The 20,135-nt window shown below is 40.3% G+C and carries 18 protein-coding genes; 9 read left to right on the top strand and 9 right to left on the bottom strand.

Features of this window, described 5'->3' with window-relative positions:
• Positions 1-42: 42 nt before the first annotated feature.
• Positions 43-1,923, bottom strand: coding sequence for a biosynthetic arginine decarboxylase (gene speA, locus I6F48_RS16865; protein WP_007584591.1), 1,881 nt, complete (start codon positions 1,921-1,923; stop codon positions 43-45).
• 198 nt (positions 1,924-2,121) lie between these two features.
• Between speA and speE the strand changes: the two genes are divergently transcribed.
• Positions 2,122-2,985, top strand: coding sequence for a polyamine aminopropyltransferase (gene speE, locus I6F48_RS16860; RefSeq protein WP_197119890.1), 864 nt, complete (start codon positions 2,122-2,124; stop codon positions 2,983-2,985).
• Between the two features lie 59 nt (positions 2,986-3,044).
• Here the strand turns inward: speE and I6F48_RS16855 are convergent, their stop codons facing one another.
• Together I6F48_RS16855 and I6F48_RS16850 are read right to left on the bottom strand one after the other, a co-directional pair.
• Positions 3,045-4,277, bottom strand: a complete 1,233-nt coding sequence (locus tag I6F48_RS16855; RefSeq protein ID WP_197119889.1) for a hypothetical protein — start codon at positions 4,275-4,277, stop codon at positions 3,045-3,047.
• Positions 4,267-4,890: a methylamine utilization protein gene (locus I6F48_RS16850; RefSeq protein ID WP_197119888.1), complete on the bottom strand. Its 624-nt coding sequence runs from the start codon at positions 4,888-4,890 to the stop codon at positions 4,267-4,269. The genes I6F48_RS16855 and I6F48_RS16850 overlap by 11 nt, the downstream gene beginning before the upstream one ends.
• Positions 4,891-5,048: 158 nt before the next feature.
• Here I6F48_RS16850 and I6F48_RS16845 point away from each other — a divergent pair, with 158 nt between their 5' ends.
• Positions 5,049-7,091: a glycoside hydrolase family 97 protein gene (locus I6F48_RS16845; RefSeq protein WP_197119887.1), complete on the top strand. Its 2,043-nt coding sequence runs from the start codon at positions 5,049-5,051 to the stop codon at positions 7,089-7,091.
• Between the two features lie 22 nt (positions 7,092-7,113).
• Here I6F48_RS16845 and envZ read toward each other — a convergent pair whose 3' ends face one another.
• Both envZ and ompR read right to left on the bottom strand, forming a co-directional pair.
• Positions 7,114-8,427: a two-component system sensor histidine kinase EnvZ gene (gene envZ, locus I6F48_RS16840; protein WP_024607434.1), complete on the bottom strand. Its 1,314-nt coding sequence runs from the start codon at positions 8,425-8,427 to the stop codon at positions 7,114-7,116.
• Between the two features lie 5 nt (positions 8,428-8,432).
• The gene (gene ompR / locus I6F48_RS16835; RefSeq protein ID WP_002959552.1) at positions 8,433-9,152 is read right to left on the bottom strand and encodes an osmolarity response regulator transcription factor OmpR; all 720 of its coding nucleotides are present in this window, start codon (positions 9,150-9,152) and stop codon (positions 8,433-8,435) included.
• Between the two features lie 195 nt (positions 9,153-9,347).
• On the opposite strand from ompR, the gene greB reads away from it, so the two are divergent.
• From greB to I6F48_RS16815, 4 genes are all read left to right on the top strand, one after another.
• Complete coding sequence (gene greB / locus I6F48_RS16830) at positions 9,348-9,827, top strand: transcription elongation factor GreB (protein WP_007584978.1); 480 nt, start codon at positions 9,348-9,350, stop codon at positions 9,825-9,827.
• 116 nt (positions 9,828-9,943) lie between these two features.
• On the top strand, positions 9,944-10,255 hold the full coding sequence (locus tag I6F48_RS16825; RefSeq protein WP_007584977.1) for a hypothetical protein: 312 nt from the start codon (positions 9,944-9,946) through the stop codon (positions 10,253-10,255).
• Between the two features lie 50 nt (positions 10,256-10,305).
• On the top strand, positions 10,306-10,887 hold the full coding sequence (locus I6F48_RS16820; RefSeq protein WP_024594284.1) for a CBS domain-containing protein: 582 nt from the start codon (positions 10,306-10,308) through the stop codon (positions 10,885-10,887).
• 168 nt (positions 10,888-11,055) lie between these two features.
• Complete coding sequence (locus I6F48_RS16815; RefSeq protein ID WP_101216089.1) at positions 11,056-13,383, top strand: Tex family protein; 2,328 nt, start codon at positions 11,056-11,058, stop codon at positions 13,381-13,383.
• 72 nt (positions 13,384-13,455) lie between these two features.
• On the opposite strand, the gene I6F48_RS16810 is transcribed toward I6F48_RS16815, so the two are convergent.
• The 3 genes from I6F48_RS16810 to bioH all read right to left on the bottom strand — a co-directional run bounded on the left by I6F48_RS16810 (position 13,456) and on the right by bioH (position 15,451).
• Positions 13,456-14,310, bottom strand: a complete 855-nt coding sequence (locus tag I6F48_RS16810; protein WP_197119886.1) for a putative metalloprotease CJM1_0395 family protein — start codon at positions 14,308-14,310, stop codon at positions 13,456-13,458.
• Positions 14,311-14,314: 4 nt separating this feature from the next.
• A complete protein-coding gene (locus tag I6F48_RS16805) occupies positions 14,315-14,623 on the bottom strand; it encodes a hypothetical protein (RefSeq protein ID WP_007584971.1) in 309 nt (102 codons plus the stop codon).
• A 90-nt stretch (positions 14,624-14,713) separates the two neighbouring features.
• Positions 14,714-15,451: a pimeloyl-ACP methyl ester esterase BioH gene (gene bioH, locus I6F48_RS16800; RefSeq protein WP_024594288.1), complete on the bottom strand. Its 738-nt coding sequence runs from the start codon at positions 15,449-15,451 to the stop codon at positions 14,714-14,716.
• A 74-nt stretch (positions 15,452-15,525) separates the two neighbouring features.
• On the opposite strand from bioH, the gene I6F48_RS16795 reads away from it, so the two are divergent.
• Positions 15,526-16,203, top strand: coding sequence for a ComF family protein (locus I6F48_RS16795; RefSeq protein WP_010554946.1), 678 nt, complete (start codon positions 15,526-15,528; stop codon positions 16,201-16,203).
• A gap of 224 nt (positions 16,204-16,427) precedes the next feature.
• On the opposite strand, the gene I6F48_RS16790 is transcribed toward I6F48_RS16795, so the two are convergent.
• Positions 16,428-18,977, bottom strand: a complete 2,550-nt coding sequence (locus tag I6F48_RS16790; RefSeq protein WP_197119885.1) for a M14 family zinc carboxypeptidase — start codon at positions 18,975-18,977, stop codon at positions 16,428-16,430.
• 146 nt (positions 18,978-19,123) lie between these two features.
• On the opposite strand from I6F48_RS16790, the gene nfuA reads away from it, so the two are divergent.
• Together nfuA and I6F48_RS16780 are read left to right on the top strand one after the other, a co-directional pair.
• On the top strand, positions 19,124-19,699 hold the full coding sequence (gene nfuA / locus I6F48_RS16785) for a Fe-S biogenesis protein NfuA (protein WP_007584966.1): 576 nt from the start codon (positions 19,124-19,126) through the stop codon (positions 19,697-19,699).
• 9 nt (positions 19,700-19,708) lie between these two features.
• Positions 19,709-19,978, top strand: a complete 270-nt coding sequence (locus I6F48_RS16780) for a hypothetical protein (protein ID WP_197119884.1) — start codon at positions 19,709-19,711, stop codon at positions 19,976-19,978.
• The last annotated feature ends 157 nt before the right edge of the window (positions 19,979-20,135 follow it).

The following is a 20,135-nucleotide window of genomic DNA, read 5'->3' as shown; positions in this document are numbered from 1 at the left end:
CATTGCGCAGCCACTAATACTGCGCTTTCAGTTGCTTACAAATTAATCTTCAAAATAGGTATAGCCTTCAAGGCCTGCATTAAGCTCAGCTAAATAACCTTCTTTACACTGCGTCGATACATCAAGTTTATTAACTTGGTACGCAAAGTTGTCAGCTAAAATGGCGCTATCATAGTCAACAAACTTTAATACATCCTTAACGCTATCACCTTTTATAGCATTGGTTAACACGTAGCCGTCGTCGTTAAGCTCTACGTGCACCGAATCAGTGTCACCAAATAGGTTATGTAAATCACCTAAAATCTCTTGATACGCGCCTACCATAAACATAGCAATGTGGTATTGCTCGCCATGCTTATATTCTGGTATTGGTAGGCTGGTTTCGATACCAGCGCCTTCAACGTATTCGCGAATTTGCCCGTCAGAATCGCAGGTAATATCTTGAATAATCGCGCGCTGAGTCAGTGGCTGAGTTAAGTTTTCGATTGGCATAACAGGAAACAACTGCTGAATCCCCCATACATCAGGCAACGACTGAAATAATGAAAAGTTAACAAAGAGTTTATCAGCAAGCTTTTCATTTAAATCGTCGAGTACTTCACGATGCGCGCGCGCGTTATTACTAAGCGATGCACGTACACGATGTAAAATAGTAAAGTAAAGCTGCTCTATTTTCGCCCACTCTAGCATGCTTACTAAGCCATGCACGTACTGATCGTGCGCTTCGCTAAATAAGTGCATAGCGTCGTGATAAATTTCTAATGCCATACGCGGGTTTAAACGCTGTAAACACTGCCACATTTCATCAAGCACTAATGCGCTATTTTCAAGCGGTGGCTCTGGATTTAAATGATTAGGCGCTTTTTCTACGTCAATTACATCGGTAATTAATACCGCATGGTGAGCAGTTAAAGCACGCCCCGATTCGGTGATAATGGCAGGATGCGTAAGGTTATGCTGATCGCACACTTCTGCAAATGCATTCACTACGTTACGCGCGTACTCTTCTACGGTGTAATTCATTGAACATGCACTACGCGAGCCAGAGCCCTCGTAATCAACACCTAAGCCGCCGCCCACATCAACGGTATTTAACGGTACGTTTAATTGTGTAAGCTCAGCAAAGTGACGCGCACATTCACGCAAAGCACGGTGAATATCACGAATATTGGCAATTTGAGAACCAATATGAAAATGCACCATTTGCATTAAGTGCAGCTTATTATGCTTTTTAAGCACTTCAACAGCACTTAGTACTTGGCCTGCTGTTAAACCAAACTTGCCTTTTTCGCCGCCCGTGTTTTGCCACTTGCCTTTGCCTACTGAGTTTAGGCGAATGCGAATACCAATAGCCGGTTCAATGCCTAGGTTGTCTATTTCTTCAAGTAGTGTGGTCAGTTCTGAAAGCTTTTCTACCACAATTTTTACGCTGTGGCCCATTGCTTGACCAATACACGCTAAGCGTAAAAACTCACTGTCTTTATAGCCGTTACACACTATTGTGATTGGCTCTTTTGCTACACCCAAAATAGCCATAAGTTCTGGCTTTGAGCCTGCTTCTAGGCCAACAAGCCCGCTTGGATGCGCTAATAGTTTACTTACTACAGAACGTTGTTGATTTACTTTAATTGGGTAAACACAGGTGTATTTTCCGTTATATTCGCGATTTGCTCGCGCCTGCGTAAACGCGTTAGTAAGGGTGTCTACACGATTTTTTAAAATATCGGTAAAGCGTACTAAAACCGGCAACGTTAAACCTTGTTGCTTAAACTGCTCAGTTAATTGCGTTAAAGAAATGGCCGGTTTTGTTTGGTCGCCATCTGGGTAAGCCACCAGTTCGCCTTGTGCGTTAATATCAAAATAACCATCACTCCAATGAGCAACGTTATAAGTGGCGCGTGCTGTTTCTAAACCCCAGGTCATGGCAACTCTTCTTTAGTCAATTAGGTATAAAGGCGCATTTTAATACGTCACTATCCACTAGGCTAACAAAAATTGAACTTTCACTCACTCCTAACTAACTTTATTCGTCAAATCAGTTAAAATGTCATTGAGCAAAACGCCAAGCACTGGCAGAATTGCCCCTTTTTCATACTCAACCTAAAAAGTGTAATAGTAACTATGGCAAATTTAGATCAAAGTAAGTGGTTTACTGAAACTAGCGACCGCGATGGCAGCGCATTTTCATTACGTATTAATAAAAAGTTAGATGAAAAACAGTCTCCTTTTCAAAAGGTAGAAATGTTTGAAACCACAGACTTTGGTAATTTAATGATCATCGACGGGTGTACTATGGTAACAACCCGCGAAAACTTCTTTTATCATGAGATGATCAGCCACCCTGCACTTTTAGCGCATCCAAACCCTAAAAACGTCGTTATTATTGGCGGCGGCGACTGCGGTACTTTACGCGAAGTATTAAAACACCCAGGCGTAGAAACTGTAACGCAAATAGATATCGACGAAGTAGTAACGCAAATGTCGTTAAAATACTTCCCAGAGCTTTGTGAATCTAATAACGACGCCCGTGCAACTGTTATGTTTGACGACGGTATTAAATACATGCGCGAAGCCGCTGGCGAATCTATCGACGTAGTGATTGTTGATGGCACAGATCCGGTAGGTCCAGGTGAGGGTTTATTTAACCATGCGTTTTACACAAGCTGTTTAGATGCACTGCGCCCAGGTGGTATTTTAGTACAACAAAGTGAATCACCACTTATGCACATGCCACTATTAGTTGAAATGCGCGAAGCAATGTTAAGCGTAGGCTTTAACGATTTACAAACATTACCATTTCCACAACCAATTTACCCAAGCGGTTTATGGTCAGTAACACTTGCACGTAAATCACAAGCATTTGACGGTTTTAGAGAAGATGCAGCTGCAAATATTGCACAGCACAGCGAGTACTATAACAACGGTATTCACCATGGTGCACTCGCTACACCTAACTACATGAAACGCGCATTCGATAAAAAATAATCTATACCAATTTTATTAAACTAAAAAGGGAGCATTTAAATGCTCCCTTTTTTATGCTTTTAAAAACGCCATTGCGCATTTAGCATTATTTGCTGCTGCGAGATTCGTTCATTAAATCCAATTGGCTCTCTATTTTTTGCAGCACTTTTAAGTGCAGAACCTTCAACCCCTATTTGTAGTTTATTAGTGAGCTGGTAGCGCCATGTTGCGGTTAAGCCTTCCCCATTACTTGCATTAGGGTCAAACGCGGTTGTGTCGTTGTCAGTAACTTTAAAATAATCATAACGTACTGAAACTCGATGTTTGCCTTCTTTATGGCTCAGCATTAAATAATGGCTATAAAAAGCATTATCAATTAATGCGTTACTGCCCATTTCAGTTTTACCATTAAGTACCTGTGCTATTAAACGTGTTTTACTATTAAACTTATAAAGCCAAGCGGCGCTTGTAAAGCGAGTATCCCAAGCATACTGCCCTGTACTAATATTAAGTGTGGTTGGGTCGCCATTATTGTTGTAATAATAAATTCGAAATTGTGATTTTTTTAAGTAATCCCAATGTACGCCAGCGTAATAGCCAAAACGACCGTCTACTTCTTCAAACGGTAAAACCTGATTAGCCTGCCAACGTAATTCGTATGCATTTAATGCCGCTATAGGCGCAAATTTAATACTTTCGTTAAATGTAGTTTGTCTATCGTGTAATGCAAAACCACGCCACGCAAGTAAAGTACCGGCAGGATCATTGCCTTTAAATGTAGCACCTACAAAACTAAAGCTATGAGCGCTGTTAAAACGTTTTGCTGGGCGCTTAATAGTTACCTCTGCGCCAACAGTGCGTACTTCCTCGCCTATCCAGCTATTAATAGCTGAGTTTGTATAGTTATAAGGAGAAGTCCACCCTATATCAGGATTTTCAAGCGACATAAGTGGGTAAAAACCCCCCACGCGCATGTGCCATTTATAGTTGCTGTTAGATAGCGGCTGATACTTTATATAAGCCTGCGTAAAACCAAGGCCAACGTCAGGATCTTGATTCGCATTTAACACCCCATGAGCCGACCAACTAGATGCTAAATCAACATTAAAATCTAAAATACCTTGGGATAAAATAAGTTCGTCGCTTTTAGTATCGTGCCGATATAGCCCAAGACCGCCCTCTTGGAAGCTACGTATATCGTCCCCCTGCACGGCTCTAATTTGTATCAAGCCTTTTACTTGTGCATACAATGCATTACTAAAACATAAAGCACCGGCTAAAAATGCCAGCCTCATTAAGCGATTAATAGTCATCAAATTCATCCGTAGCAAAGTCAATTTGCTCCGCAATTTCCTGCTTTACTTTATAAGTGATAGGGTTAGTAGCCACAGTAATAGTTTGAGATTCAACCTTACTAATATCACTAAACCCAGAATGCCAAACACTTAACGTGTATTCGCCTGCGTTGGCATTTAAATCAACATTCCCGTTTTCATCAGTAATAGCAAAAATAGTACTGTCTACCACCACAATATAACCTAACATCCAGTCGTGAATGTTACAGCCAAGCTCAACCACACCCGTTTGGTCAAAAGTAATGGGGGCTTTGGGATGCTCTTTATATAGCTTTAATTCGAACGTTTTGGCTTTAGAAAATGAATAAACATGGTGCATGATAGAGTCCGCATTCGGAAACTCCACCTTTGCATTTTTTGGGACAACTAAAATACGCGGCTTAAATTCTCGATTTTGCTGGGTCATCGCATAAGGTGCTACTGGAGGAATAACGCTAGAGGAATCTCCTGCAGTTAACCACACAACAGCATTAGGTAATGGGTCATTGTTCGCATTTTTAATTGTAATATTTGCTGCAAAAACTCCAGTACTAACACTTAGTAAAAATACATAAAGTAAGCTTTTTATCATTTTCTTGTCGCTATTATCAATTTGTTTACATTATAGACCGATTAAGCCACCAAATTCTTTCTATTTTTTAAAACATTGAATACGTATGTAAGCAGTCGTATTAATCATCAACAGTCATTATCCTTAGATGTCACCACCGACTCATCTAAGGACATACCATGAGAATACCAGCACTTGTGCTTTTAGCCTTTGCTAGTAATAGCTACGGACAAACCGTAGAGCTAAAATCGCCAGACACACAAATAACAGTAAGCATCTCTGACGAAAACAACACGCCAAGCTACGCTATAAAATTTAAAAACAAAGCGGTTATAAACAAATCTTTACTGGGGTTTGAATTTAAAACACAAGCAGCTTTTAGCGACGGCTTTAAAATTAAAAGCATTGAACAACAAAGCGTTAACTCGCAGTGGCAACAACCTTGGGGCGAACGCCAAAACGTTATTGACGAATATAACGAAGTAGCCGTTACCTTTACAAAAAACGAGCCAAATAAAGGTACCTACACTATTCGATTTAAAGCATTTGATAGTGGTGTAGGTTTTCGATACGAAGTACCACAACAAGCCGGGTTCGAACATACAGAAATAACCAAAGAGTTGACTGAATTTGCAATAAACAATAGCCATGATGCAACAGCATGGTGGATACCTGCTCGTGGCTGGAACCGCTACGAATATGTTTACAACACTACTCCACTTAACGAAGCTCCACTAGCTCACACACCATTTACGTTTAAAACAAGTGACGGTACTCATATTAGTATTCATGAAGCCGCACTTGTTGATTACGCAGGCATGGTGCTTAATCAACGCCGCTCTGGTACGTTCACTGCCGATTTAACACCGTGGTCAGATGGTGTTGCAGTTAAAAAACAAGGTGCTTTTAAAACACCATGGCGCACCATTCAAATAGCCGACAGCGCTGTTGGCTTAGTTAATTCAGATATAATACTAAACCTAAACGAGCCTAATAAACTCGGTGACGTGTCGTGGGCTAAGCCTGGCAAATACGTGGGTATTTGGTGGGGTATGCATATAAACACGCAAACTTGGGGTAGCGGTAAAAAACACGGCGCCACTACGCAAACCACAAAATACTATATGGATTTTGCAGCGCAGTATGGTTTTGATGGCGTACTCGTTGAAGGCTGGAATATTGGTTGGGATGGCGATTGGTATTTTAATGGCGATGTATTTAACTTTACCAAACCGTACGACGACTTTGATATAGCAGCACTAACTCAATACGGCAAAGAAAAAGGCGTACAGCTCATTGGCCACCATGAAACATCAGGCAATGTAAGCAACTACCGTGACCAAATGGAAGATGCTTTTGCCCTTTACGAAAAATCAAACGTAAGCCAAGTAAAAACAGGTTATGTAGCCGATGGCGGAAATATAAAACGTATAGACAAAAACGGTATTGCTCGCCACGAATGGCATGACGGCCAGTTTATGGTTAACGAATACCTTTATAACGTAAAACTTGCGGCTAAGCATAAAATTAGCATTAATACTCACGAGCCAATTAAAGATACAGGCCTGCGCCGTACTTATCCAAACTGGATTGCGCGCGAAGGCGCACGCGGACAAGAGTATAATGCATGGGGTTCACCACCTAACCCACCAGAGCATGTACCAATGCTTGCTTTTACCCGCATGCTTGCAGGACCAATGGACTTTACGCCAGGTATTTTTGATATGAGCTTTAATGGTTTAGGAGGCGATACAAACCGCCCACAAACCACACTCGCCAAACAACTCGCACTTTATGTTGTTTTGTATAGCCCAATTCAAATGGCTGCCGACTTACCTAAAAACTATTTGGCTAAGCCCGATGCGTTTCAATTCATTCAAGACGTACCAACAGATTGGCAGCAAAGTATTGCTATTGATGGTGAAGTAGGCGACTTTATTGTATTCGCTCGTAAAGAGCGTAAAAGCACTAAATACTCAGGAAATGATTGGTACCTAGGTGCTGTTACTGACGAAAAAGCCAGAACTGTTGAGGTAAAACTCGACTTTTTAGAGCAAGGCAAAAAGTTTGAAGCACAAATTTATAAAGATGGTAAAAGCGCAGAGTGGAAAAACAATCCGTACGATCTAGCTATCGAAAAACGTGTTGTAACTGCAAGCGATAAACTAATGCTTAAATTAGCCACTAGTGGCGGTACAGCTATTCGTTTTAAAGCACTTTAATATAATGGGCCCCCTGAATTTACTATGCAGGGGTTGATACCTTTATTGGCAAGTATACTTGTGCACTTAAACCGCCTTCTGGGCGGTTTTCTAGCTTTACTTTACCGTCGTGCATATCAACAATACGCTTAATAATAGCAAGACCTAAGCCGCTACCTTCACTGCCGCGAGCTGCATCGCCTTGTTTAAATGGCTCAAAAACAGACTCTAATTCATTTTCAGGAATGCCGGGGCCACTGTCGTTTACAGCAATAACCACGTATTTTTTGTTTGAATTAAAATAGCTAAGTACTTCAATATCGCCCTCAGAATAACGCAGTGCATTACCAATCATATTGGTAATTACACGCTTAATAGCAACAGAACTTAATGGTATATTGCCTATATTTGGATTACTTTTAAACGTAATAGTACGTTGATGCTGAAGCTCAGAATTAACAACTTCGGCAACTAAAGCATTTATATCCTCGCAACTTAGTTCTTCACGTTTATGGTGGCGTAGATACTCAATAAACTGATCAATAATCCCGTTCATGTCTTCTATATCGTAAATAATACCTTCACGGAGATAGTCGTCTTCATCAACCATCATTTCGGTGGCTAAACGGATACGCGTAAGCGGCGTACGTAAATCATGAGATACACCGGCCATTAGTAAACGGCGGTCGTTTTCAAGTGCAGCAATTCCGCGCGACATTTGGTTAAACGCGCGCGTTACTTCTATTACTTCTGTTGAGCCTTGTTCTTCTAACTTGGTAGAAAAGTCGCCTTTACCCACTTTCACTGCAGCTTGTTGCAGTGCTTTTAATGGTCTATTAAGGTGCCTTGCAAACAACCACCCACCCAGCACACTTAAAAAGCCAATACTTGATAAGTAAAAAGTTAAAAACTCTAAGTTGTTCTCTTTAAAGCCTTTAAGCGGTACTTTTACCCAATAACCTGGCGCTTGCGGTGCTTCAACCCAATAAATCAACGGATCAGTTTGGCTAATACGTACACGAGAATAACCACCAAGTTGCTCAGTCATGCTGCGCGATAGCATAGAATATTCGCGGCTTTGCCCAAGCCCTTGACGCATCGCTTCTCGCTGAGTCATGACTTCAATGCCGGTAATTTCAAAAAACTTTGCAGATACTTCGTCGTTTATTTCAACGCCATCTTCCCAGTCAATAAATACTGTTTTAATTTGCTTAGCAAGCATCAAGTTAACTTGCTCAATGGTTGGTTTTACAACATAAAAACTAACCGTAACATAAGACACTATTTGATTTATGAGCAGCAGAGCCGCCACTAAAAAAACAGTTTGTCCAAAAGCACTGCGCGGAAACATGCCCATAAATATTACTTTTCACCGTCGGGAACAAACACATACCCCAAACCCCAAACGGTTTGAATATATCGTGGATTGGCAGCATCTACTTCGATCATGCGGCGAAGTCTCGACACTTGCACATCAATGCTTCGCTCAAGCGCACTGTAATCGCGGCCACGCGCTAAGTTCATTAGCTTATCGCGACTAAGTGGCTCACGTGGATGCGAAACAAGCGCTTTAAGCACTGCAAACTCACCACTGGTAAGCGATATTGTTTTATCCCCTTCACTCATTTCGCGCGTTGCCAAATTAAGCGTAAATTTACCAAAAGCGATTAAGTTTTCTTCAGCAGCAGGTGCGCCTGGTACTTCTTTTGCTCGGCGACGTAAAATGGCTTTTATGCGAGCAAGTAGCTCTCGTGGATTAAATGGTTTTGGAATGTAATCGTCAGCGCCAAGTTCAAGGCCAATAATGCGATCTACTTCGTCGCCCTTTGCAGTAAGCATAACGATAGGAATTTCATTTTCTTTTTGGCGTAGACGGCGGCAAATAGATAAGCCATCCTCGCCTGGGAGCATTAAATCGAGAACCATTAAGTGAAAGTTTTCTCGCTCTAGGAGTCTATCCATTTGCTCCGAGTTTCCTGCGGTTCTAACAATAAAGCCTTGCTCTACTAAATAACGTTCAAGCAAACTGCGTAAGCGCATATCGTCATCAACAACTAATACTTTTGTGGTTTCGTGTCCCATAATCTCTTTCTTATTTTTATATCCAATTACTAGTTAATATAAATGAAAAACTTAATAATCAAAAACTAATTACTTGCTTAGATTGTTACTGAACATTTCAAAGCTTACTTACTCGTACTTTATTACATTTTACGCTCGACAAGTTTTGGCAAATTTAATAACGTGCACACCATTAGAGTTAATAAAGAATTCACCATGAAAACAAATTTAGTCACCCGCGAAGGTTACTTACAATTACAACAAGAACACGACCAACTATGGAACGTTAAACGCCCAGAAGTAACAAAAATAGTTAGCTGGGCAGCCAGCCTCGGAGATCGCTCTGAGAACGCAGACTATCAATATAACAAGCGTTTGTTACGCCAAATTGACCGTCGTGTACGCTATTTACGCAAACGCATACCTGATTTAAAAATCATCGACTACTCTCCCGTTCAAGATGGAAAAGTGTTTTTTGGTGCATGGGTCGAAATTGAAAACGAAGAAGGTGAAACTAAAAAATTCAGAATTGTCGGACCTGATGAAATTTACGACCGAAAAGATTACATATCGATAGACTCACCTATGGCGCGGGCGCTGATTAAAAAACAAGTAGATGACGATTTTGAGGTACCTACTCCTCAGGGTAAAAAACAGTGGTATGTAAACAGTATCGATTACCAAAAAAAGAAATAAAAAGTTTTGATTCAGATCATGTTAACTTTTGATTGTGTAAATTAAACCGATAAGCTATAACTGAATTATTCAAGTTGATTTGTTTAATTTGAAAGCAGTTAATTAAGGTCGTGGTTATGTCAAACATAGTACAGCGCATATTAAATAATGCCGTATTGTTTGCACTTTTAATGAGTGTAAGTTTGACGCTGCATGCCAGTAACACTGAAGTAAACCTTGATAACGCTAAACTATCTAATCACTTTATTGCTTGTGACATTCCTGACCAAGCAAACCTCGATTTTGACGTAGACTCTCACGTTAATACTATTACCTTTAGGTCGCCTCAACCACTTCCTAATGTCGTAGATTCTTTTTATAAGAGCACCAACCTAAACAGACCTTTTAGCACTGCGTACCAACGCGGACCACCTAGCTATTTAATTTAATTCATTATTTTACAACTTAATTAAATTTTATAACTACTAAGGTGACTACTATGTCTAACTTTAAAGAATTACGTACTCAAAATGTTTCTCACGGCGTTATTGCAAGCACATTTGCAGATGACCAACCATTGATTGATTTATCATCTCCAGCGCTAAAAATGGTAAATAACTTTACTCAAAAAACGCCCATTCGTGCAGAGCATACAACAACGATTACAGATGCACTTAAACAAGTTAGTGCACAACAATCTGATTTTGTTTTAGTAACCGACGAGAACCAAAAATTGATTGGTCTTGTTTCTAGCGCCGATTTACAAAGCTCTAAAATTACTATTATTGCAGAGCGTTTAAATACCCCACGAAGTGAAGTAAGCTTGCGCGATATTATGACGCCAATTAGCCGACTTACAGGTGTAAGCATGCAAAGTTTAAGCTATGCATGTATTGGTGATGCGCTGCAAACAATGGAGCATCAAGGTGTAATGTTTTTATTAGTAACAACAGCAAGTAGCGAAATTTGTGGTTTAATTTCAGCTCGCCAAATAGCTAAAACATTACATATTCCACTACATATTAGCCCTATTGCTCACTCTTTCAGTGAAGTATTAGAAAACATTGAGCATCCTCACTAGGGCGCTCTTTTAGTTGAATTTATTTACTCCCCTCCCAACCATCTTAAAGCAAGTGAAATAGCTTGCTTTAAGAGCTTTTTATTACTACCTCCTGTGATATTATTCAAGCAATTAACGGCGCCAGTAACACGCTTCTGGTCTTATTTTATTGTATAAAAAGGTTTTTGCATGAGCGATATCTCTGCACGTTTAGCCGGTGAGTTAAACGCACAGCAGCAACAGGTTGTTGCAGCTACAAAATTACTTGATGAAGGCGCAACTGTTCCTTTTATTGCCCGCTACAGAAAAGAAGTTACCGGCGGCCTAGACGACACCCAATTACGCCTTTTAGAGCAGCGTTTATCGTATTTACGTGAACTAGAAGAGCGCCGTAGTTTTATTTTATCGACCATCGAATCGCAAAATAAATTAACGCCAGAGCTAAGTGCCGATATAACTAATGCACAAAGTAAAACTGAACTTGAAGATTTATACTTACCTTATAAAGCTAAGCGCCGTACTAAAGGCCAAATAGCAATTGAAGCTGGTTTAGAGCCTCTTGCAGATGCACTATTTAAAGATGCTAACCTTGACCCAGAGCAACAAGCAGAGCAGTTTGTAAATGCTGAAAAAGGTTTCGCAGATACAAAAGCGGTACTCGAAGGCGCTAAATTTATCTTGATGGAGCGCTTTGCTGAAGACGCAAAATTACTTGCTAAATTTAGAAGCCACATAAGCCAAAACGGCGCAATTGAAAGCACTGTAATTAAAGGCCAAGAGCAAGCGGGTGCAAAATATCGTGACTACTTTGAGCATCAAGAACTTCTCAAAAAAGTACCTTCTCACCGCGCGCTTGCTATGCTTAGAGCCCGAAATGAAGGTGTACTTCAGTTAAATGTTAATCCAGAGCCTAGCGCTGAAAATTCAGCGCAACTATGTGCCAACATGATTGCTGACCATTACCGTTTAGATATTAAATATAAAGTGGCAAGTCCTTGGTTATTAAACGTTGTGCAATGGGCGTGGAAAATTAAGTTAGGATTACACCTAGAGAATGAATTTTTTGCAGCAATGCGCGAAAAAGCAGAAGCTGGTGCAATCGACGTATTTGCTAAAAACTTAAAAGATTTATTAATGGCAGCACCTGCAGGCCCTCGTACTACTTTAGGTCTTGATCCAGGCCTTCGTACTGGCTGTAAGATTGCCGTTGTTGATAGCACAGGTAAATTACTAGCTACACAAACTATTTTCCCTCATGCACCACAAAATCATTGGGATAAATCAGTGCGTACGTTAGAGCAACTTTGTCGTCAGCATAAAGTTGAGCTAATTGCGATTGGTAACGGTACTGCATCACGCGAATCAGATAAGTTGGTTGCTGAGCTTATGAAAGCAAACAGCGAACTTAAGCTTAGTAAAATTATGGTTAGCGAAGCGGGTGCATCGGTTTACTCAGCTTCTGAATTTGCAGCTAATGAATTCCCAGATTTAGATGTTTCTATACGAGGAGCTGTCTCTATTGCGCGCCGCCTTCAAGATCCTCTTGCTGAACTTGTTAAAATTGAGCCAAAATCAATTGGTGTTGGCCAATACCAACACGATGTATCGCAAAGCCAATTAGGCCAAAGTCTTATTTCAGTTGTTGAAGACTGTGTAAACTCAGTAGGCGTAGATTTAAACATGGCATCGGTACCGCTACTTACACGCGTATCTGGTTTGAACAAAACATTAGCGCAAAATATCGTTAATTATCGCGATGCTAACGGCACATTTACTAAACGTAGTGAGCTTAAAAAGGTTGAGCGTTTAGGGCCAAAAGCATTTGAACAAGCGGCTGGTTTTTTACGTATTAACAATGGTAGCGATCCTCTAGATAACTCATCAGTTCACCCTGAAGCTTATCCTGTTGTTAAACGTATTTGTGAACGCAATAGCGTAGATGTCAGTAACCTAATTGGTAACAGCGACTTTTTAACTAAACTTGCTGCTAACGATTACACTGACGAAAAGTTTGGCTTACCAACCGTTACCGACATTATTACTGAGCTTGATAAACCAGGTCGAGATCCTCGTCCTGAATTTAAAACAGCTGAGTTTAAAGCCGGTGTTGAAAAAATTAGTGACCTAAAACCAGGTATGATTTTAGAAGGCGTGGTTTCAAACGTTGCTAACTTTGGTGCGTTTGTTGATGTAGGTGTTCACCAAGATGGTTTAGTGCATATTTCAGCAATCACGAATAAATTTATATCAGATCCGCGTGAAGTTGTTAAAGCTGGTGATATTGTAAAGGTTAAAGTTGTTGAAGTAGACGCTGCACGTAAACGTATAAGCTTTACTATGCGCTTAGATGACGACATTGACACAAGTAATAAGTCAGCAGCGCCAGCTACGCAAAAGCCACAAGCACGTGCTAATAATTCGCAACCTCGCGCTGCAAAGCCTAAACGTGACAACGGTAATGCGTTAATGGGTAATGCATTTGCCGATGCGTTCGCTAATGCTAAAGTGAAAAAATAATAGTTGTACAGCTAAGCTAAAACGAAAAAAACCGCGTAAGCGGTTTTTTTGTGGTTACGTTTTACTAAATTATTAACTTAACGCTGAAAAACTACTTTGGCTCGCTGGCGATGTAGCCATTTGATAAAAGTTAGCAATACGCCCCGCCCGTGCCTCAACATCGGCATCACGTGTTTGCTCATCACTTTTAGCTGTTTTTGTATCGCTGCTTTCATCGCTAGAGAATGAAGCTTCAAGCTTACTTTTTGCGTCTTCGTCGTCTTCTTTTTCAGGTTGTGCAAGCTCAGATTGAGCCGCTGCTAGCTTTTGCGTAGCATCTGCAGCAATAGAGCGATCAGCTCCCGAAGGCTCTGCAGGCGCCAATGCCGCAGCACGTACCGTTTGCATTTTGTCTATAGTCGCTTGCGGATCACCCGGAACTTCAGATACATCTATTTGTACTTCTCCGCCAACTGCGTAGTTAGTACCATCTGGGCCACGTTGATACTCATAGCTTGGCGAGCCAGCATGTTGCCCACCTACAGAAGCGTGCGCTTGCTCGTGTATTCGTACTTCAGTATCTCGTGCTTTTAGCTCTGTAATTTGTTGTTGTTCTTGTTCTAATTGCAGCTCTTCTTGCTCAGATTCTTTTTTCTCGATTGCTTCACTTTCTTCTTCAGAGCCCTCAGGATTTTCTGAGTTTCCATCGCGCTGCTGAACTGACTTTTCGTCTGCTATTTTTCCCGTTGCGTTATACGTCGCACCATCGCTACTACCTGGCAATTTTGCTTTTTCAGCATCACTTTGCGCTTTGGTTTCTGTATTACTTGCGCTACTAGATGCGGGAGCCGGAATAACTTCGCGTAGTTGGTTGTCACGCCGTGCAGTTTCCGTATAAACATTTGCAGTGTTTATATTGATAGACGGAAATGGCGTGACAATATTCATAATACTAAACTTTAATATCGATTAACGTGCCAAGTACATCATCGGCCGTTTGAATTGATTGCGTATTTGCCTTGGCATTAAACTCTTCAACTTTTAAGTTAACAAGCGCTTCATCAACACGAGCTGGCTGTGCTACAGGTGCGGTAATAGCTTCTTCAGGGCGTGCTGCTGTAAGCTGACGTTGCTGCGCTAATTGTGCGTCATCTTGCTGTTCTATACTGGCACGGTTAATCTCAGCACTGGCCTTTTCAATACCTTGGCTAGCTCGATTAAACCCTTCTACACCACTATTAAATACAGATCCGATTGGCATATTAAAACCTCCACCAAGTAAACATTGTTTAATTATCGCTCAGGTTCTGCTCAAAATAAAGCTTTAAACAGCGCTATTCTTAGCTCTATTTTAAAGCATTGATTTAACGACAGATAAAAACTCACTTTTATGAGAAATAAATGGCGCGTGCGACGCTTTATCTAGCACCTCGTATTCAAACTCAGTATTTAGTACTGACATTTCACTAATTGCTTTATAAGGCACTAAGGCATCAAGTCGGCCAAATACTCCTTTGATAGGTACTGGGCAATGAGCAAATAAATCACGTAAATCGTCGTTTTGTAAAATATCTAAACCAGCACTCAGGGCGTCGCTTTGTGGTGCGCTGTACTGATTTAGTAATTGTTTAAGCAGCTTTATATCATCACGCGCCGACTCGCTACCCATCGCTTGAATAGCTAAAAAGCGCTCTATTGTTTTTTCTCGATGATTAACTAACTGCTCTTTAAACTGCGCCAATACATTCGCTTTTATTCCGGGCCAATTATCTGCCTCAGCAAAGAAAGGAGTCGATGCAATTAAAATAACTTTTGATACTTTTTCAGGCCAATGCTTAGCAATATAAAGTGCAAACAATCCACCTAACGACCACCCCATTAAAATGCTCTTCGGCTTTAATTGCTTACTTAAAGTTTCTGCTGCATCATGCAAAGTATAAGGGCTTGGGCAAACATGGCTATTACCAAACCCAGGTAGGTCAAGGCTACGTACACTTCCTGAATATAAAAACTCAAGTTCTGGCTGTACTAACTGCCATACGCCCTGATTCATTCCCCAACCATGTAATAACACTAACTCATTTTGCATATTTGCCTAACCTTTACCAAACTTAGGCTCATCATAACGTTTAAAAAGGCGATTGCAATGCAAGGAGCGAGTCAGTGAAGCAAGCCATTTTAAATTGGTTATTTCCCTCTTATTGCGTGCAATGTCAAAATACGATTACGACCTCTTTAGGGCTTTGTGATTATTGCCTTGAAGATTTACCATTGTTTGATTTTAGTAAGCATAAGAATTTACTGCATCGACCCGATATTGTTGAGATGTTTCCTAATTGCGAGTTTGATAAATTATTTGCCTGTGCTTTTTATCAACCTCCCTTTGAACATTGGCTTAAAAGGCTAAAATTTAATAATCAAATTCATTATAAAAAGGCATTGCAGCAAGTTATACAAAAACAATTAACGCAGTTTTTTGAGCAAAGCCCTACTTTGCCAGATACCTTTATTATTTTACCTCTTCATAAAAGCCGATTCATTACTCGCGGGTTTAATCAGGTAAGCCAAGTTTGGCAACCATGTTTAGCTAATTACGCATCAGTGAGTAACGTACTTATTCGCAATAAAAAAACACAAGCTCAGTCGGAGCTATCTAAAGCAAAGCGTATTAAAAACTTAAAAAATGCCTTTATTTGTACAGAGGATATGGGCGGTAAAACAGTCGCTATTGTTGATGATGTGATGACGACAGGGGCAACATTAAACGCAGCTACTAGTGCACTAAAACAAGCAGGCGCTAAACAAGTGTGGGCTTTTACAACTTGCTTAACGCCTATTTAATTATTAAAAAGTATTATACCAATCCGCAATAATACTTAATCATTTTACGGGGCTAAACGTGTCGCTACCTGAGTTAAAAAATTCTCATTTACGACTGCATGGATGCAGAAGGTAGAGCAATGCAGGAGCAATTGCCGAGAACAACTAAATAGCGAATTTTTTGCCTAGCTATCAACACGTTTTTCCATCCTCAAAATAGATCACTTAATTTAAGCGAATTAGTATTATTCGCCATTTGCACGAAACGTATGGCCAAAAAATAAAGCGTTGCTTAGTAGTCGACTAGTCCCATACCAGTAACCTCTAAATACAGGGTCATCGGTCATGCCTATTACTGTACCTCGTCCGTATGAGTGAGCAATTAAGCCTGCGCCGCCAGCAACTTGCTCAACATTAACGGCATCGGTAAAGCCTGCCAATAATGGATTTTTAGTGTAGGTAAGTACATTTACGAACGGAGCATCGGAAGCTTCTAGCAACCAAGTACTGTTTTTGAATACGGGCAATGTATTACGCTTAAGTGAAAATGTAAGCGGATGAGTTAAATCTACATTAGTATTAAAAATAGCACCTGCAATGCGTTGACGTCCTGCTAAATGATCTTTATCGCCATAACTTAAACCTGTCGTTTTAAATGCACTTGCTACATCTTGTCGTGATAGATAGCTTGCTTTGAGTAATTGCTGATCAGCTAAAAATTTAGCGCCGCCTTTGTGACCCCAAATAACGCCGCCTTTTCTTACCCAGCTTTTAATAGCCACTTTGTCGGCATCAGATAAGCTATTGTAATTGCCGTGAGCAAGCACAATATGACTGTAGTCACTTAACTCGAGTGAACTAAAGCGATTCATTTCAACAATTGTTGGTGCAACACCTACAAAGCGATCTAGGTAATACCACACTTCGCCGACTTCGTACTGGCTTGCGCCTTGCCCGCCAATAAGCAGTGCTTTTGGAGCACTAACAACCGCCATTGATCGCGACCCTAAATCGGCTCCTTTGCTTGTTAAACCTGATGTAATAGGTTTGATTGCAATACCAAACTCATTTTGTGCTTTATTTAGCAAGGTAATCCAATCTGTATTTGTTTGTAGTCCAGCCGGTATAATAATACTTCCAGGTTTAAAATTAATTTCTCCTGATGTTGATTTAGCCGTTAATGCTTTTAGCGCTACACGTGCTTTTATACCTTGCTGTAATAAGCTATTTAACATTTTAGGTGCTAAATAATCATCCCACGAAAAACCAAATGCGTAACCTTCGGTGAGTGAAGAAAATGATGGGGTTGCTACTTTTTCCCATGCTTTATCAGCAACCTTTAATCCCCAACTACTTTTAACTTTAGAAAATGGCAAATTAAACGCATGCGCTAATGTCCAGCCAGATACATCGTAAAAAGTATTATCGGCAAAGTTTTTTTGCTCACTAAAAATCGCTTTTACCAAACGATATTGTGGTTGTGCTAATGCTACAAAATAGCTATGTGTACTGAAATTCTTACCATCTGCTTTTAATGATTTAGTAAGTGGGTAAGCGTTAACTTGATGCTGCTTTAACAATTCTAAAAAGTGCATAATACGGGTGTTGTCGCTTGCACCTTCAACAACATAACCTTCAAAGCTTTCATCGCTGGCTAAATCAGTAGCTTGATTGTAAAACTTAGCCTGGTAATCAAGTAATGCTTGGCGGTTATCAACTGCTGCCTTAAAGGTAGATAAACTCGTTAACAGTTGATTTTTAATAGTGAAAGGAAAGCTCAAAGGTCCATTTATGGTGTCTTGAATATGTCCGCGAGAACTTGCTTGTTCAAATAAAATGCCTATGCCGCCATTTACATCTGGGTAAGTTGAGCCTTTTCCATAGTAAAAATCGTCAAAGCTTTCTTCTGTAAAATAAAGTGCATTGTTTTCATCTAAGGTTTTTGCATGATAGTTGGCAATTGTCTTTGTTAAGGTAACATTTTCATCAGGTGTTATAGGGTGCTTACGACTTGGAATACCTGGTTGAAAAAAGTAACTGCTGTTTGGACCCATCTCATGAAAGTCAGTTAAAATATTTGGTTTCCACTGATGAAATTTGGCAATACGCGCACGCGATTCAGGATGCTGTAGTAATAACCAGTCACGATTTAAATCAAACCAGTAATGATTGGTACGACTACTTGGCCAGTTTTCAACATGTTCACGGGTTTTAGGGTCACTTGATAAGTTCATGCCTCGATTACTGTTGGCCCAATTAGCAAAACGCGCTAAGCCATCTGGGTTAAGTGAAGGATCGAGTAAAATAACCGTGTTATTTAATAGCTCATCTATTTCAGTACCTTGTGCAGCAGCTAAGTAATATGCCACCAGCAAAGATGAGTTACTACCTGATGACTCATTACCATGAACACTGTACCCCATCCATACAACGGCAGGATCGTCTTGTGCTTTACTACTGTTATTACTTAAGCGTGCTAAGTGAGCTTGGCGTGTCTGCTCTATGCTTGATAACTTATCAGCAGCAGTAATTGTTAGCATTACTAACGGGCGTTGTTCATGCGTGCGGCCAATCACCTCAAAATTTATACGGTCGCTTTTATCAGCAAGTATTTCCATATAACGTACGAGCTGATCGTGTCTCACGTGCCACTCTCCTACTTCGTAACCGAGTACTTGCTCAGGAGTAGGAATTGAAGGGTCAAATTTTACATCTTGTTCAAAATAATACGAAAGTGGCTTAGCTACACTTGAAAAGCTAAGCAACACCACCATTAATGTTAATACCAAACGCATATAAATCACTCAAAAAATGTTCGTTGTTTGCACGCTACCATTGCTTAAAATAGATGCCAACTTTTTACGCTCAACACTAGCCGCAACACGATGAGCGGAGTATGATACGCAGTATCCGAGTAATTTAGTCAAGTATAGATGGTTTTATGATTTCTATTTCCGAAACAGCGCAAGCGCATTTTGCTAAACTATTAGCAGATCAATCACAACAAACCAATATTCGTGTGTTTGTTGTAAACCCTGGTTCATCACAAGCGGAATGTGGTGTGTCTTATTGTCCAGAAGACGCTGTAGAAGCGAGCGATATTCGCCTAAACTTTAACGGTTTTGATGCCGTTGTAGATGCAGAAAGTGCTCCATTTTTAGAAGAAGCTGAAATCGATTTTGTTACCGACAAAATGGGTACTCAGTTAACGCTAAAAGCACCAAATGCAAAGGCGCGTAAAATAGGTAACGATGCATCGTTAAACGAACGTGTACAGCACATGCTAGAAACCGAAGTAAATCCACAACTTGCTAACCACGGTGGTCAAGTAAGCCTTGTTGAAATTACAGCTGCAGGTATAGCTATACTTCAGTTTGGTGGTGGTTGTAACGGTTGTTCTATGATCGATGTAACGCTAAAAGAAGGCATTGAAAAAGAAATGATAGCTAAGTTTGAAGAAATCACCGGTGTTGCTGATATAACAGAGCACGAAGCGGGCGATCACTCTTACTATTAGGCCTTCTAAATGCTAAAGCAGCTTATTTATCGCTTAGGGAACAACCCTAAGCTGAGCTTAAAGCGCTTTTTTCGCGGCTTAGCACTGTTTGTGCTAGCCGTGATATTCATATCTATTGGGTATTACACTCACTACAGCTTACAAATAATTGGCGTTATAATTTTACTCCCCGCATTATTTTTTGCCGGTTGGGGCTACTGCGGTATTTTTGCTAATCGTTTTTCACAAGTTTTAAAAGATATGGGCCCTAAACACCACGACCCCGATCTCTGGAAATAAACCATTTATTTATACCAACCTCCATATATATTTGGGCAATTTATCGAATTAAATCACTCTATAACGTTGTTAAAAATTTTTTATTTAGAACAACTAGATACAAAAATTTTTGCCTAGTTCTAGCGCAATTTCCTTATCGTTAAATAGACCCCATATA

Origin of the sequence: Pseudoalteromonas sp. SWYJ118 (assembly GCF_015864505.1) — a bacterium.
GTDB lineage: Bacteria > Pseudomonadota > Gammaproteobacteria > Enterobacterales > Alteromonadaceae > Pseudoalteromonas > Pseudoalteromonas arctica.
Note: the sequence above shows the minus strand (reverse complement) of the source record. Positions and strands in the feature narration are given on the sequence as shown.

What these genes read in the sequence shown, in the direction of transcription:
- I6F48_RS16820 (WP_024594284.1), top strand. Translation starts at nt 10,306, where the DNA reads ATGTCTAACTTTAAAGAATTACGTACTCAAAATGTTTCTCACGGCGTT.
- I6F48_RS16855 (WP_197119889.1), bottom strand. Translation starts at nt 4,277, where the DNA reads ATGACTATTAATCGCTTAATGAGGCTGGCATTTTTAGCCGGTGCTTTA.
- bioH (WP_024594288.1), bottom strand. Translation starts at nt 15,451, where the DNA reads ATGCAAAATGAGTTAGTGTTATTACATGGTTGGGGAATGAATCAGGGC.
- I6F48_RS16810 (WP_197119886.1), bottom strand. Translation starts at nt 14,310, where the DNA reads ATGAATATTGTCACGCCATTTCCGTCTATCAATATAAACACTGCAAAT.
- speE (WP_197119890.1), top strand. Translation starts at nt 2,122, where the DNA reads ATGGCAAATTTAGATCAAAGTAAGTGGTTTACTGAAACTAGCGACCGC.
- nfuA (WP_007584966.1), top strand. Translation starts at nt 19,124, where the DNA reads ATGATTTCTATTTCCGAAACAGCGCAAGCGCATTTTGCTAAACTATTA.
- speA (WP_007584591.1), bottom strand. Translation starts at nt 1,923, where the DNA reads ATGACCTGGGGTTTAGAAACAGCACGCGCCACTTATAACGTTGCTCAT.
- greB (WP_007584978.1), top strand. Translation starts at nt 9,348, where the DNA reads ATGAAAACAAATTTAGTCACCCGCGAAGGTTACTTACAATTACAACAA.
- I6F48_RS16805 (WP_007584971.1), bottom strand. Translation starts at nt 14,623, where the DNA reads ATGCCAATCGGATCTGTATTTAATAGTGGTGTAGAAGGGTTTAATCGA.
- I6F48_RS16780 (WP_197119884.1), top strand. Translation starts at nt 19,709, where the DNA reads ATGCTAAAGCAGCTTATTTATCGCTTAGGGAACAACCCTAAGCTGAGC.
- I6F48_RS16790 (WP_197119885.1), bottom strand. Translation starts at nt 18,977, where the DNA reads ATGCGTTTGGTATTAACATTAATGGTGGTGTTGCTTAGCTTTTCAAGT.
- envZ (WP_024607434.1), bottom strand. Translation starts at nt 8,427, where the DNA reads ATGGGCATGTTTCCGCGCAGTGCTTTTGGACAAACTGTTTTTTTAGTG.
- I6F48_RS16850 (WP_197119888.1), bottom strand. Translation starts at nt 4,890, where the DNA reads ATGATAAAAAGCTTACTTTATGTATTTTTACTAAGTGTTAGTACTGGA.
- I6F48_RS16845 (WP_197119887.1), top strand. Translation starts at nt 5,049, where the DNA reads ATGAGAATACCAGCACTTGTGCTTTTAGCCTTTGCTAGTAATAGCTAC.
- I6F48_RS16815 (WP_101216089.1), top strand. Translation starts at nt 11,056, where the DNA reads ATGAGCGATATCTCTGCACGTTTAGCCGGTGAGTTAAACGCACAGCAG.
- I6F48_RS16825 (WP_007584977.1), top strand. Translation starts at nt 9,944, where the DNA reads ATGTCAAACATAGTACAGCGCATATTAAATAATGCCGTATTGTTTGCA.
- ompR (WP_002959552.1), bottom strand. Translation starts at nt 9,152, where the DNA reads ATGGGACACGAAACCACAAAAGTATTAGTTGTTGATGACGATATGCGC.